Here is a 13,491-nt window from a genome sequence, read left to right on the forward strand (position 1 = left end):
CCTATTCGCCTCGTTAGGCAGGTAGTGCCCTGACTGCTCTTCAGGTATAGGTAAAAGTTACATCTATGCCTGGTAATATGAAAGTATAGCTATTGGAAAAATGATATACTGCTAATCTAAAGGTTAGGCAGGAAATTTACACAGCGCTGAACAGGAAAACGCGCCCCCGCGGGAGTGGAGCGCAAGTAGCAAGCTATGAAAAAGGCTATTCATGAGCCGCTGGATGAACTACCACTACGGCAGCTTAGACAGAATATTTCGAACAATATTTGAATTCGAAACTACTTCTGAAGCAACATTTTATAAACCCCTCTTCTTCGGTTTAATAATCGTAAACTCTACCCGGCGGTTCAAACGGCGGTCTTCCTCTGTTTTTTCTTCACGTAAGGGCTTTTGGCTGCCATAGCCAATGGCGTCAATGCGATCATTGCCAATGTTTACCTGCCGTTCTATGTAACTTTTGATGGCATCCGCTCTGTCCTGAGAGAGGGAGAGGTTAAAGTCAGGATCGCCGAAACTGTCTGTGTGGCCAGCTATTTCCAGCCTGTAGCTGGGATGGTCAATCATAAACATCGCCACCTCGTCCAGTATCGGCTTCATTTCCTCAATTATGTTCGATTGGTTCTGCTCAAACTCAATGTTCTTGAATACCATCGGCACACTATAGTCTATCACGTTGGTCATTACCTGGAAAGCGGTATCCTGCTCCAACGACAACTCCTTTTCAATAGTGAAAAAGTCGGGGCTTTGAATCAGTATCATATAGCGCGACTTATCGATCAGGTCAAACTCAAAAGTGCCATCGGGGCGGATATACTTCGAGGAAATCTCTATGCCGTTTTCCAGGTCAATAACAGAGACAATGCCAGACAGGGGCTTGCGGGTAACTGAATCCGTTAGGGTACCTTCTACTTTGGTAACGGCCAGTGGGTGGGCCTCCATCGGTAGCGGAAACGAGAACAGGTCCAGGTTCTCTATATCGTCCGCTTCGGAGCGGGCGTAGTAAAGGTTTTTAGAGGCGGCATCAATCGTAAAATAGTACTCGCTGCCCCGCCCGTTTACAAGCGGTCCTATGTTACGCGGTTCCTGCCAGTGCCCCTGCACCTTATAGGTTTTATAGATGTCGAAATCACCGAAGTTGTAGAGCTGGCCCCTGGAGGAAAAGTACAGCACCTGGTACAGCGGGTGGTAGAACGGGCTCACCTCGCTCTCGCGGGTATTTACCACCGGGCCAAGGTTTTTAGCTTTCGCCCAGTTGCCTCCTTTTGTTTTATAGGTATAGTAAATGTCTGACAGACCGAAGCCTCCCAAGCGGTCAGAGGCGAAGTAAAGCGTGTCCTCATTAGTAGAGAGCGTCGGCTGGGAATCCCAGGCTTCAGAGTTTACGTTGGCGCCCAGGTTCCTGATCTGCCCCCAGCTGCCATCCGCTTGCATAGAGGCCACATACAGGTCGCAGTTGCCCATGCCGTCCGGTGACTCACAGCGGGCAAAGTAAAGGGTTTTGCCGTCGCGGCTCAGGCAGGCGGAGCCTTCGTTGAACTGGCTGTTGATGGGTTTGCCGAAGGACTGGGCATCTTCCCAGTAGCCGTTGTTCTGTTTGCTGTAAAACAGATCCTCATTTACTTTGGTCTCCATCCCCAGGTAGTTCACGTTACGCTTCGACGTGTATATAAACATCTCGTTTTCATCGCCGAGGGTAGGGCCGTAGTCAGCGTGGTCAGAGTTAATGGCGTTGCCCATGTTGATGTACACCCCTCTCGGCGGCTGGAAAGTAGCAATGGACTTCCGGTATTCTACCAGCTCATAGTAGTAATCGAGCGGTACATAATAGTCCTTGGTGTTCTGCTCCAGGGAATCGTAATGGGAGAGAATTTTGCGTACATCGGTACGGTGGTGCTTCAGTACAAGGCGGTATAATGCTATTGCCCTTTCCTGGTCCCCTCGCTTCTCGTATAGCTGGCCCAGGCGCCAGAGCAGGTGTGTGTCTTTGTAAAAGTTCTGAACCCCAAAGTTTTTTACGTACTGCATTAGCAGCGGCAGCACCTGGTCATAGCGCTTGCGTTTCTCTAATTTTTGTATGGCAGCAAGCTTTCTGGGCTCGTGATAGTAAGGGATTTTATTTAAATTGGGGAAATTAAGGTGAAGCTCGGGAGCAGGAGCTTTTTTATGAACATTCAGGCCTGCGTCTGAGTCGAGTGGAATGTGCTTGTACTGTTGTCCCTGGCTTGTGAAGGCAAGATGGAACAGCAGCAAGTAAAGCGCCAACAAGAGAGATCGTTTCATCATTTTTAAATGTGTTGCCTGAGTTCCAAAGATATCAAATCTTAGCTATATTTTATGAAAGCATTATAACTTGCTATAATTTTTGAGGAGGGCTTTACAATTTTATAAAGTTTAATAGACAATACTTCTGCCATAATAGCCTTGGCACAAGACTTGACATTACTACGGGAGTTCAGAAAAACGGGGGACAACAGTGTTTTTCTGTCAAAATGGCATTATTCTACATATGAACTATACATTCAATCAATTTTTACAAAATCTATTATTAAGCAGAATTTCTGATGACGATGATATCGAGCTCATCCCGGTAATAACGGCAGAAATTGAGGATGACGTAAAGACCGAAGATCTGCCGGATGAATTGCCGATTCTGGCAGTGCGCAATACGGTACTTTTCCCAGGAGTGGTGCTGCCGATTACGGTAACCCGCAAAAAGTCTGTGAAGCTGGTGCGAAAGGCTCATGCCGGTAGTAAAGTGGTGGGCGTGGTGGCGCAAAAGAACACCAACAGCGACGATCCCACAGGGGAAGATCTGTACAATATAGGTACCGTCGCCAAAATCCTGAAGATGCTGGTGCTGCCAGACGGCAATACCACTATTATTATTCAGGGCCAGAGCCGCTTTCAGATAGACGAGATAAAGCAGGAAGACCCTTTCCTGACGGCTAAGGTGAGCCTCTGCGAGGAGACGCCACTGGATAAGAAGAGCAAAGAAGTGAAGGCGCTGGTGCAGTCATTGAAAGATGCGGCCGGCAAAATGCTGAAGCTGAACCCGGAGATACCGCAGGAGGCGCAGGTGGCGCTGGATAACATCGACAGCCCAAGCTTTCTGACGCATTTTCTGTCGAGCAACCTGAATGTGGAAGTGGCGCAGAAACAGGCATTGCTGGAGGTGAACGACAGCAAAGAGCGTGGTACCCAACTGCTGGAGCTCATGCTCCTCGAGATTCAGATGCTGGAGCTAAAGCAGGAGATCCATACAAAAGTACATACCGATATTGACCAGCAGCAACGTGATTATTTCCTGCGTCAGCAGATAAAAGTGCTGCAGGATGAGCTGGGGCAGGAGGGACCAGACCAGGAGATAGAACGATTCAGAGAGCGGGCGAAGAAGAAGAAATGGTCGGAGCCTGTGGCGAAGCACTTTCAGAAGGAGATCGAGAAGCTGGCCCGCCTGAACTCGCAGGCGGCAGAATACCCGGTAGCCGTTAACTACCTCGAGTTCCTGCTCGACCTGCCCTGGAATGACTTCACCAAAGACAATTTTAACCTGAAGCGCACCAAAAAGATACTGGACGCTGACCATTATGGCCTGGAGAAGGTAAAGGAGCGCATTCTGGAATACCTGGCCGTGCTGAAGCTGAAGAACGACATGAAAGCGCCGATTCTTTGCCTCTATGGCCCTCCGGGAGTTGGTAAAACATCCTTGGGCCGTTCTGTGGCCAAGGCCTTAGGCCGCAACTATGTGCGTATGTCGTTGGGTGGTGTACGGGATGAGGCAGAGATTCGTGGGCACCGCCGCACGTATGTGGGGGCGATGCCGGGCAAAATCATCAGCCAAATCAAAAAGACAGGCTCTTCTAACCCGGTCATTATCCTGGATGAGATTGACAAATTGGCATCTGATTTCCGTGGCGACCCGGCTTCCGCTTTGCTAGAGGTGCTGGACCCGGAGCAGAACCATACGTTTATGGACAACTACCTGGATGTGGAATATGACCTGTCGAAGGTGCTGTTCATCGCCACGGCCAACTCACTGGATACCATACAGCCCGCCCTGCGCGACCGTATGGAAATCATAGAGATTACAGGCTATACCCTGGAGGAGAAGGCAGAAATAGCCAAGCGCCACCTCGTGCCAAAGCAGCTGAAGGAGCACGGCCTGGAACCGGATGACGTGAAGGTGCCGAGAGCGACCATCCATAAAGTGATAGATGACTATACACGCGAGTCGGGTGTAAGAAACCTGGAGCGGAAGATAGGGCAGTTGATGCGTAATACAGCCAAGCTAAAGGCAATGGAGGAGGAATATCCCTCTACCATCAAGCCGGAAGAGGTGGTGAAGATCTTAGGCTCCGAAATTTTTGATAAAGAGATATACCAGGACATCGACACGGCAGGTGTGGTAACAGGCCTGGCCTGGACCTCTGTAGGTGGTGATATTCTGTTTATAGAGTCTATCCTGAGCAAAGGAAAAGGCAAACTGACGCTGTCAGGGCAATTAGGTGATGTGATGAAGGAGTCGGCTATGACGGCAATCTCTTATCTGAAAGCACACGCAGAACTGCTGGAGATTGACTACCGTTTGTTCGACCAATACGACCTGCACATTCACTTCCCGGAAGGGGCTGTGCCAAAAGATGGACCGTCGGCGGGTATTGCCATTTTCACGAGTATCGCCTCTGTGTTTACGCAGCGTAAGGTGAAGTCGCGCCTGGCCATGACCGGTGAAATAACCCTGCGCGGCAAAGTGTTGCCAGTAGGCGGCATCAAAGAGAAGATTTTAGCGGCCAAGCGTGCTGGTATCTCTGATATCATCCTTTGCCAGAAAAATAAGAAAGACATCAACGAAATTCCGGCGCACTACATCAAAGGATTAAGTATACATTATGTAGACCGCGTGGATGAAGTAGTGAAAATAGCCCTGCTGAAGGAGAAGGTAAAACACCCGCTTAAGCTGACTTTGACGGAAGAGAAAGAGAAGGCTGAAAGTTAATGTTGAATATTGAATAACTGAGTTTTGAATATGGGATTTATTTAATTCAAAATTCAGTTATTCAATATTCAACATTACGCTCTAAAAAGCTGTAAGAAGCATGAAAGTACACAAGCCAACGCTAATCCTCCTGCTACTAAGCTTATCGCTAACGGCGCAGGCGCAGGTAGGCGGGCAACGGAGCTTCCCTTTCCTGGAGCTTCCGGGCAGTGCGAAGCAAGCGGCTTTGGGTGGAGTGAACGTAACGGCGGGCGCACATGATGTGAACATGGTGGCGGCTAACCCGGCGCTGCTGAACGAGGAGATGGACAACCAGCTGTCGTTGAGCTATGTAGGCTACCTGGCCGATATCAGGCAGAGTAACGTGGCTTATGCTTTCAACGCTGAGAAGTATGGCCGGTGGGCAGCAGGCGTAAATTACCTGAACTACGGTGATTTTGTACAGCGCGACGCCACCGGGGCTGCAGAAGGCAGCTTTAGCGTAAATGAGTATAACATCAACCTGACACATGCCCGGCAGGTGGAGGCCTTTACAGTGGGCGCCACTGCAAAAGTAGCGGTGTCGAGTATAGCGGGGAATCAGGCAGTGGGTTTGCTGGCAGATGCAGGAGTGGCGTTCAAACACCCTGAGAAGGATTTTACGGTGGGGCTGGCTTTTAAGAACGTCGGTTACCAGGTAAAACCGTATGAGGGAGGAGAGCGGCAGCCAATGCCTTTTGATGCCCAGTTGGGTCTAAGCTATAAGCCGGAGCATATGCCCGTACGGCTTTCGCTCACGGCGCACCGCCTCTACCAGTTCGATATTGTGTACCTAGACCCAAATGCACCGGGGCAGCTGGATGAGCATGGGAACGAGGTGAAGGAAGAGAAGGCTTTAGGTGATAAGATAGCCCGGCATTTTGTAGCCGGAGCGGAGTTTGTGTTCAGTAAGAATTTTCAGGTGCGGGCGGGGTATAACCACCTGCGCCGGAAAGAACTGCGGCTTGATACCCGTTCCGGGGGGGCAGGTTTTTCACTGGGAGCCATGCTGCGGGTGCGGACGTTTGAGTTGAATTATGGCAGTGCCTTTTTCCACCCGTCCGGCGCCACACATTATGTTACCGTGAGCACCAACACCCGTACATTCCTTAAAAAGAAGAGTAGTTAAAATAAGTGTATAAGCTATGGCAGTGTATCAGCTGTAGTGCGTAAGACATTTTCAAAAACGAAACGACATGTTAGATAGCATAGAACATTTAACCCCGGCCCAGATTGTAGCGGAGCTGGATAAATATATTATCGGGCAGAACGATGCCAAGCGCAATGTAGCCATTGCGCTTCGTAACCGCTGGCGCCGCATGAATGCCAATGAGAGCATCAAAGGCGAGATTGTGCCGAACAACATTCTCATGATTGGCGCAACAGGTGTGGGTAAAACAGAAATCGCCCGCCGCCTGGCCAAGATTGCAGATGCGCCTTTTACTAAAGTGGAGGCTTCTAAGTTTACCGAAGTAGGTTACGTAGGCCGCGATGTGGAAAGCATGGTGCGCGACCTGGTAGAGCAGTCGGTGAACATGGTGAAGCATAAGAAAAAAGAAGAAGTAAAGCAGCGTGCCGCCGAAGTAGTGGAAGATATTATCCTGGATGCCCTTATTCCGCCTATCCAGGGCAGGGGTAATACCAATTCAGCTGTTGGTTACTCCTCCGACCCTGGTGTGATGCCTGACAGTGATTATGAGCTGAACGAGCGTACCCGCGAGAAATTCCGTGAAAAAATCCGCAACGGAGAACTGGAAGACCGCAAGATTGAAATCCGGATACAGCAGAGCGCTATGCCTGGTGTAGGGGCTTTAGGTCCTGGCATGGATGAAGCTTCGATGATGAACATCCAGGAGATGATCAGCGGCATGATGCCGAAGAAAACGAAGAAGCGCAAAGTAACCATTGCCGAAGCACGCAAGATTTTGCTGGAAGAGGAAGCTTCCAAGCTCATCGACATGGATGAAGTAAAAGAAGAGGCCATTTTTAAAGCAGAGAATTCTGGCGTTATATTTATCGATGAGATTGATAAAGTGGCCAGTTCCAGTAAAAAAGGCGGCGGTGGCCCGGACGTAAGCCGCGAAGGGGTGCAGCGCGATCTGCTGCCTATTGTGGAAGGTTCATCGGTGAATACCAAGTACGGCATCATCAACACCGACCATATCCTGTTTATAGCAGCCGGAGCGTTCCACGTGGCCAAGCCATCTGACCTGATCCCGGAATTGCAGGGTCGTTTCCCGATTCGTGTGGAGCTGGATAGCCTGACCAAGGATGACTTCTACCAAATCCTGAAGTTCCCGAAAAACGCCCTTACCAAGCAGTATGAGGCCTTGCTGTCTGCTGAGGATGTTGATCTGAGCTTTAACGACGAAGCACTGGACGAAATCGCTTCCATTGCCTTTGAGGTAAACTCAGAGGTGGAGAACATCGGTGCCCGCCGTCTGCACACGGTTATGAGCCGCCTGCTCAATGATATCCTGTTTGATGTGCCGGACAAAATCGGACCGAACGCGCATATCGTTATCACCCGTGAAACGGTGCAGGAAAAGCTGGCAGGCATGGTAAAGAACCGCGACCTGAGTCAGTATATTCTATAGTTAAAAGTTAGAGGGTTAAAGAGTTAGAAAGTTAAAATATCTTCTGGCGCGGGAATCTATCCCGTGACTTAGGGTGGGTAAGAGTCTCCAGACTCGCTTCCTCTAGCTGAATTATATATCAAAAGCTGGTGCTTCTGCTATGGCAGGGGCACCAGCTTTTTTGTTTTTAAGTCTGTGAAAGCAGGAGAGTGGTTAGAGATTTTTTGCCAACACATGCAAGGCATGTTCAAATAACTAACCTATACCTCCCCCTCATTCGTAAATTATAATTCATCATTCATCATTCAGAAAAGTGAACATCTACATTATAACAGGAGCCAGCAAAGGCATAGGCAAAGCCATCGCAGAAGAGTTGTTAGAAGACGAAAATAACCGTGTGGTGGGCGTGTCCCGCACCAATAGTATCAAGCATGAGAATTACCGTCACCAGCCCCTTGATTTCTCTGATATTGAAGCGGTAGAACATAACCTGCAGAAGGTATTCATTTCTTACCCGGAGGCGCAGAAGCTGGTGCTGATTAATAATGCGGGTGTGCTGGGAGACATTGGTTATGTGGGGGAGAACATGCAGAACGAGATGTTCCAGTTTGTGTTTGATGTAAACGTGGTAGTGCCGGCTATGCTCATGAACACGTTTCTGCAGGTATACCAGCAGCATCAGGCGCAGAAGGTGGTGGTAAACGTGAGCTCCGGTGCAGGCAAACATCCTATTGATGGTTGGGCCAGCTACTGTGCTTCCAAAGCGGCTATAGATATGCTGTCGCAAACAGTACAGTTGGAGCAGGACAAGCGCGGCTCCGGCGTTAAAATATACGCGCTCTCACCGGGTGTGGTGGATACAGGTATGCAGGGGCAAATCCGGGAGTCAGACGCCAGCAGGTTCAGCACCGTAGAGAAGTTCCGTGACTATAAAGCCAAAGGAGAACTGGCCTCACCAGAGGAAGTTGGAAGTAAAATCGTGAACTTCCTTCACAATACAGACAAGTATAGAGAGGTAATTGTATCAGTGCGGGATATGTAGTGTAGCCTGAATGGTGCTACTCAGTCTTAATTCGCTGTTTTCTGCTCCCATACTTGCGTATACACTGCCAAAAGCAGAAAATAAAAAATACTTAAAAAGCCCTACCGTTTATAGGTAGGGCTTTTTAAGTATAGTACCAGAGGAAACTGCAAATTGATTAAAGCAAAGCCCTGTCTGCTTTGCTTTGAGTCCCAGAGGAGCGACCTGTTAGATAATATTTACAGGTCGCTCCTCTGGGACCTAAGATCCTGCTAATATACAGGCTATCACCAGGTCGTCCCGCTGGGACTGCTATGTACCCTAATGTCAATTAGTCACGACTATACCGACAACTAACATAAAATTATATACTATTTTGCTAAATTACTATAGATACGCTAACTTGATATACATAGTGATTGATTACTCAATTTTATATCCCTGATAGATGAAAAACCCTGTTTGCCCGCGTTGCAGTGCCTCGCAAGTAGTGAAAAGTGGCATCGTAAATGATAGACAGCGCTACCGCTGTAAGCCTTGTGCCTATTATTTCTCAGTGAACAAACTAGGTAAGAACATTGATAGCTATTATGTCACTAAAGCGCTGCAGCTATACATCGAGGGAATCAGTTACCGAGAAATAGAGCGTATTTTGGGCGTAAGCCATGTGTCGGTGATGAACTGGGTTCGGAAATACAAAATTAAGGCGCCGGAGCAAACAGAATACCATCCTACCTACAAAATATTGAATCATACCGAACTGGTAGAATACATGAAACTGGGTGATAATTTAAAAGGGGCTGGCATGATGATAACAGAACTAGGCGATAAGTACATGATGATAAAATGGAAAAGGTTTAGGGAATAAGCAGAACGCCGTTCTAAGAAATATAAAACAAGAGCTGCCATCACATAAGATGGCAGCTCTTGTTTTATATAATTGTTTGATACATAATGATTTAATCTTAATAAGAAGTGCGTATGTATAGAAAATTACCATATAAGTACTTCCGTTTATCCTTTATTCCGGCATTTGCTTAAAATAGCTTATCGATATCAGGGAGCAGCTGCCCATTGTTTTTCTTCTTTATTTAATCCTGAAAATCAATGAGAAAAGTATTGTTAAGGATAGTAGTGGGGCTTGGTCTCTGCTGTTTCGGAGAAAGTGCGATGGCGCAGGGGTCCGTTCTTTATGGTGCGGGTATGAAAGTGCCGGTTAACGAGGATGGTTCCAAGTATTTTCGCATTATCACATGGCACCAGGTGTGGACACGCTATAACGAGAACAACTCCGGTTCCCTCAGAAACGGAGAATTGCAGAACAGTACATTTGATGTTGGCCTCCGGCGTTCCCGCTTTCTGCTTTACTCCCAGATATCACCACGCTTTCTGATATTAACCCATTTCGGAATAAACAACCAGAACGCGGTGAGTGGCGGCTACCTGGACAACGACGGCAAAAAGCCGCAGCTATTTATGCACGATGCCTGGGTAGAGTACAAGGTGTTTGGTGATTATTTGTCGATGGGTACAGGCCTCCACTACTGGAACGGTATTTCACGCATGTCCAATGCCAGCACCCTGAACATCCTGACTTTGGATGCGCCAGTCTTCAACTGGCCAACTATAGAAACTATCGACCAGTTTGCCCGCATGCTGGGTGTGTATGCTAAAGGTGAAATCGGTCAACTAGATTACCGTGTAGCTGTGAACAACCCTTTCCAGACAAACACCGCGGAGGGTATTTCCGATGTAGCAGACTTTAATCCCAGAAACAACAAAAAAGTATACCAGGGTTATTTCAATTACCAGTTCATGGAGCAGGAGTCGAACCTCCTGCCTTTTATGGTAGGCACCTACCTGGGCACTAAAAGAGTCTTTAACCTCGGTGCCGGCTTTATGCACAACGAAGATGGTATGTGGCGGGAGCAGCCGGCATTTGTGGGTATGCAGACTTTTAAAGAAAACATTACTCTTTTTGGTGCAGATGCTTTCCTCGATCTGCCACTTAATATAGAATCAGGTACTGCGGTTACGGCCTATGCTGCCTATTACGATTATAACTTCGGCAGAAACCACGTGCGCAGCATCGGCCTTCTAAACCCCGCCACTGGCGGCGGCGCGCTGCGGGGCAATGCATACCCCGCTATAGGTACAGGCGATATAGTGTATGGACAGGCCGGTTTCCTGCTGCCACGGGGTTTGTTCGGAGAAGAAGCCCGCCTGCAGCCCTATACCGCCTACAGCTATGGGCGTTTTGATGGTGTGCGTAACGACGGGGGAGATAAAGTGCCTGTGAAGGTGCTGGACGTTGGCGCTAACCTGCTGCTGGAAGGGCACCACTCCAAGCTGACACTCAACTACCGCCATCGCCCGGACTTCACCAACCCCAGTGACCTGAAGTACAGACCGGAGATTACGCTACAGGCAATGATTTACTTATAAAAATATAGTAGTTTATAACAGACACCTAAATCTTAAAAATGTAACATGGAAAATAACAGACAAAAAATGCAGGAGTACTGGAAGCGCAACGTCCGGATTCTCTTTATTCTGCTTGGCATATGGTTTCTGGTCTCGTTTGTCTTCGGGATACTTTTAAAAGATGAACTCAACCAGATTAGGATGGGAGGATTTAAGCTCGGCTTCTGGTTTGCCCAGCAGGGCTCCATCTACTGCTTCGTTATCATCATCTTCGTTTATGTGTGGCTGATGAACAGGCTGGACCGGGAGTTTGATGTGCACGAAGATTAATCACCTTTTCTATCATAAAGAAGTTCAACTATAACTTATAAGACAATGGGTATTTTAACCTGGACATATATTATCGTAGGAATCACGTTTACCATTTACATTGGCATTGCTATCTGGTCCAGAGCGGGTTCCACAAAGGACTTTTACGTGGCGGGCGGAGGCGTGTCTCCGTTGGCAAACGGATTGGCCACTGCGGCGGACTGGATGTCGGCAGCCTCTTTTATCTCCATGGCCGGCCTTATCTCGTTTATGGGGTACGACGGTTCTGTTTACCTCATGGGCTGGACGGGTGGCTACGTATTGCTGGCCCTGCTCCTGGCACCGTACCTGCGCAAGTTTGGCAAATTTACGGTGCCTGATTTTGTCGGGGACCGGTACTACTCTAAAACTGCCCGTATGGTGGCGCTGGTATGTGCTATCTTTATTTCCTTTACTTATGTGGCCGGCCAGATGCGCGGAGTGGGTATCGTATTTTCCCGTTTCCTTGAAGTAGATATCAACACAGGGGTTATCATTGGTATGATCATCGTGCTTTTCTATGCCGTGTTAGGAGGTATGAAAGGAATCACGTACACGCAGGTGGCGCAATTCTGCGTGTTGATTTTCGCCTATATGGTTCCCGCCATATTTATATCCATCCTCCTCACAGGAAATCCCATCCCGCAGCTGGGTTTTGGTGGCGAGTTGAAAGAAGGAGGCTATCTGCTGGACAGGCTGGATGGCGTACTGACCGAACTCGGTTTTGCTGCCTATACGGAAGGCAGCAAGTCAACAATTGATGTGTTCTTCATCACTGCAGCTCTTATGGTGGGTACTGCTGGTTTGCCACACGTAATTGTGCGCTTCTTTACAGTGCCTAAAGTGAAGGATGCCCGTAAGTCAGCAGGGTATGCGTTACTCTTTATCTCCATACTCTATACCACTGCCCCTGCTGTAGGAGCCTATGGTATGTACAACATGCTGCAAACCACAAGCGGGCGCGAAATTGCCTCTATGCCGCAATGGATGAATAACTGGCAACGGACAGGCTTGATTGAGGTGTATGACAAAAACAAAGACGGGCTGATACAATATGTGAAAAACACGGAAGAGAATGAGCTGATAATAGATAAGGACATCATGGTGCTGGCCAATCCGGAGATTGCACAACTGCCTAACTGGGTAGTCGCCTTAGTGGCAGCCGGTGGCCTGGCAGCGGCGCTTTCTACAGCGGCTGGCCTGTTGCTGGTTATTTCCACCTCTATTGCCCACGACTTATTAAAAAAGTCGCTTACGCCTGATATTTCTGAGAAGCAGGAGTTGATAGCGGCGCGTGCCGCCGCTACGGTGGCGGTTGTGATTGCAGGTTACTTCGGTATCAATCCTCCGGGTTTTGTGGCAGAAGTAGTTGCTTTTGCATTCGGGTTGGCTGCCGCTTCCTTCTTCCCTGTTATCATCATGGGCATTTTTTCTACCCGTATGAACAAGCAGGGTGCCATCTGGGGCATGGCTTCCGGGCTTTTGTTTACCATAGCTTATATATCGTACTTTAAGTTTGTTAACCCTGCGGCCAATGTGCCTGAAAACTGGTGGTTTGGTATCTCACCGGAAGGTATTGGCACCTTAGGTATGATTCTTAACTTCATTGTATCGAGTATCGTGTCTCGCTTCACACCAGCCCCTCCGGTTCATATCCAGGAGCTGGTAGAGGATATCCGCATACCACGCGGTGCAGGTACAGCATCACATCATTAACAGATTGTGAGTTAATAAAAAAGAAAAGACCTAACCCTTCCCTCCAAGAAAGGGAGTCATACTCATGGTAGTAATTCCCCTCCTTGGAGGGGCTAGGGGTGGGTTCACTAATCCAGAACAACTTTTTAACTCTCTAACTTTCTAACTCCCAAACTCCCTAACTCTCCCCCATGCAAGACAAGGTAAAAGGCAGGCGACTCTTTTTCATCAGTGTCCTCTTTCTGGCACTGCTAAGCTTCCCTGTGCTTTCTATCTTCAACAAAGGGGGCATGGTGGCAGGGGTGCCGGTGCTGTACCTGTACATCATGTTGGTATGGCTGGGGTGTATTGTGGCCGTTGGATTATTTGTGGAAAGGAGCAGAACTAAAAGAGAGACAAAACAATAAGGA

At 48.4% G+C, this 13,491-nt stretch carries 10 protein-coding genes; 9 read left to right on the forward strand and 1 reads right to left on the reverse strand.

What is annotated here, in order from left to right:
* Positions 1-300: 300 nt before the first annotated feature.
* On the reverse strand, positions 301-2,286 hold the full coding sequence (locus DXT99_RS13030; protein WP_246000711.1) for an OmpA family protein: 1,986 nt from the start codon (positions 2,284-2,286) through the stop codon (positions 301-303).
* A 223-nt stretch (positions 2,287-2,509) separates the two neighbouring features.
* Between DXT99_RS13030 and lon the strand changes: the two genes are divergently transcribed.
* From lon to DXT99_RS13075, 9 genes are all read left to right on the forward strand, one after another.
* On the forward strand, positions 2,510-4,999 hold the full coding sequence (gene lon / locus DXT99_RS13035) for an endopeptidase La (RefSeq protein ID WP_115566006.1): 2,490 nt from the start codon (positions 2,510-2,512) through the stop codon (positions 4,997-4,999).
* A 100-nt stretch (positions 5,000-5,099) separates the two neighbouring features.
* Positions 5,100-6,146: a type IX secretion system protein PorQ gene (gene porQ, locus DXT99_RS13040; protein ID WP_115566007.1), complete on the forward strand. Its 1,047-nt coding sequence runs from the start codon at positions 5,100-5,102 to the stop codon at positions 6,144-6,146.
* Positions 6,147-6,213: 67 nt separating this feature from the next.
* Positions 6,214-7,614 carry an ATP-dependent protease ATPase subunit HslU gene (gene hslU / locus DXT99_RS13045; RefSeq protein WP_115566008.1) on the forward strand — a complete coding sequence of 467 codons (1,401 nt, stop codon included), beginning with the start codon at positions 6,214-6,216 and terminating at the stop codon, positions 7,612-7,614.
* 292 nt (positions 7,615-7,906) lie between these two features.
* Positions 7,907-8,635 (forward strand): SDR family NAD(P)-dependent oxidoreductase, encoded by a 729-nt coding sequence (locus DXT99_RS13050; RefSeq protein ID WP_115566009.1) that lies wholly within the window; start codon positions 7,907-7,909, stop codon positions 8,633-8,635.
* 427 nt (positions 8,636-9,062) lie between these two features.
* Entirely contained in the window at positions 9,063-9,482 is a 420-nt protein-coding gene (locus tag DXT99_RS13055; RefSeq protein WP_115566010.1) for an IS1/IS1595 family N-terminal zinc-binding domain-containing protein, read from the forward strand.
* A gap of 239 nt (positions 9,483-9,721) precedes the next feature.
* Entirely contained in the window at positions 9,722-11,059 is a 1,338-nt protein-coding gene (locus DXT99_RS13060) for a hypothetical protein (protein ID WP_115566011.1), read from the forward strand.
* A 45-nt stretch (positions 11,060-11,104) separates the two neighbouring features.
* A complete protein-coding gene (locus DXT99_RS13065) occupies positions 11,105-11,368 on the forward strand; it encodes a DUF4212 domain-containing protein (RefSeq protein ID WP_115566012.1) in 264 nt (87 codons plus the stop codon).
* Positions 11,369-11,413: 45 nt separating this feature from the next.
* Positions 11,414-13,102: a sodium:solute symporter family protein gene (locus DXT99_RS13070; protein WP_115566013.1), complete on the forward strand. Its 1,689-nt coding sequence runs from the start codon at positions 11,414-11,416 to the stop codon at positions 13,100-13,102.
* A 170-nt stretch (positions 13,103-13,272) separates the two neighbouring features.
* Positions 13,273-13,488 carry a hypothetical protein gene (locus DXT99_RS13075; protein WP_115566014.1) on the forward strand — a complete coding sequence of 72 codons (216 nt, stop codon included), beginning with the start codon at positions 13,273-13,275 and terminating at the stop codon, positions 13,486-13,488.
* Positions 13,489-13,491: the final 3 nt, after the last annotated feature.

The organism is Pontibacter diazotrophicus, assembly GCF_003367245.1.
Taxonomy (GTDB): Bacteria; Bacteroidota; Bacteroidia; order Cytophagales; family Hymenobacteraceae; genus Pontibacter; species Pontibacter diazotrophicus.

Coding starts and splice junctions, on each gene's coding strand:
- DXT99_RS13030 (WP_246000711.1), bottom strand. CDS start 2,286: ATGATGAAACGATCTCTCTTGTTGGCGCTTTACTTGCTGCTGTTCCAT.
- lon (WP_115566006.1), top strand. CDS start 2,510: ATGAACTATACATTCAATCAATTTTTACAAAATCTATTATTAAGCAGA.
- porQ (WP_115566007.1), top strand. CDS start 5,100: ATGAAAGTACACAAGCCAACGCTAATCCTCCTGCTACTAAGCTTATCG.
- hslU (WP_115566008.1), top strand. CDS start 6,214: ATGTTAGATAGCATAGAACATTTAACCCCGGCCCAGATTGTAGCGGAG.
- DXT99_RS13055 (WP_115566010.1), top strand. CDS start 9,063: ATGAAAAACCCTGTTTGCCCGCGTTGCAGTGCCTCGCAAGTAGTGAAA.
- DXT99_RS13060 (WP_115566011.1), top strand. CDS start 9,722: ATGAGAAAAGTATTGTTAAGGATAGTAGTGGGGCTTGGTCTCTGCTGT.
- DXT99_RS13065 (WP_115566012.1), top strand. CDS start 11,105: ATGGAAAATAACAGACAAAAAATGCAGGAGTACTGGAAGCGCAACGTC.
- DXT99_RS13070 (WP_115566013.1), top strand. CDS start 11,414: ATGGGTATTTTAACCTGGACATATATTATCGTAGGAATCACGTTTACC.
- DXT99_RS13075 (WP_115566014.1), top strand. CDS start 13,273: ATGCAAGACAAGGTAAAAGGCAGGCGACTCTTTTTCATCAGTGTCCTC.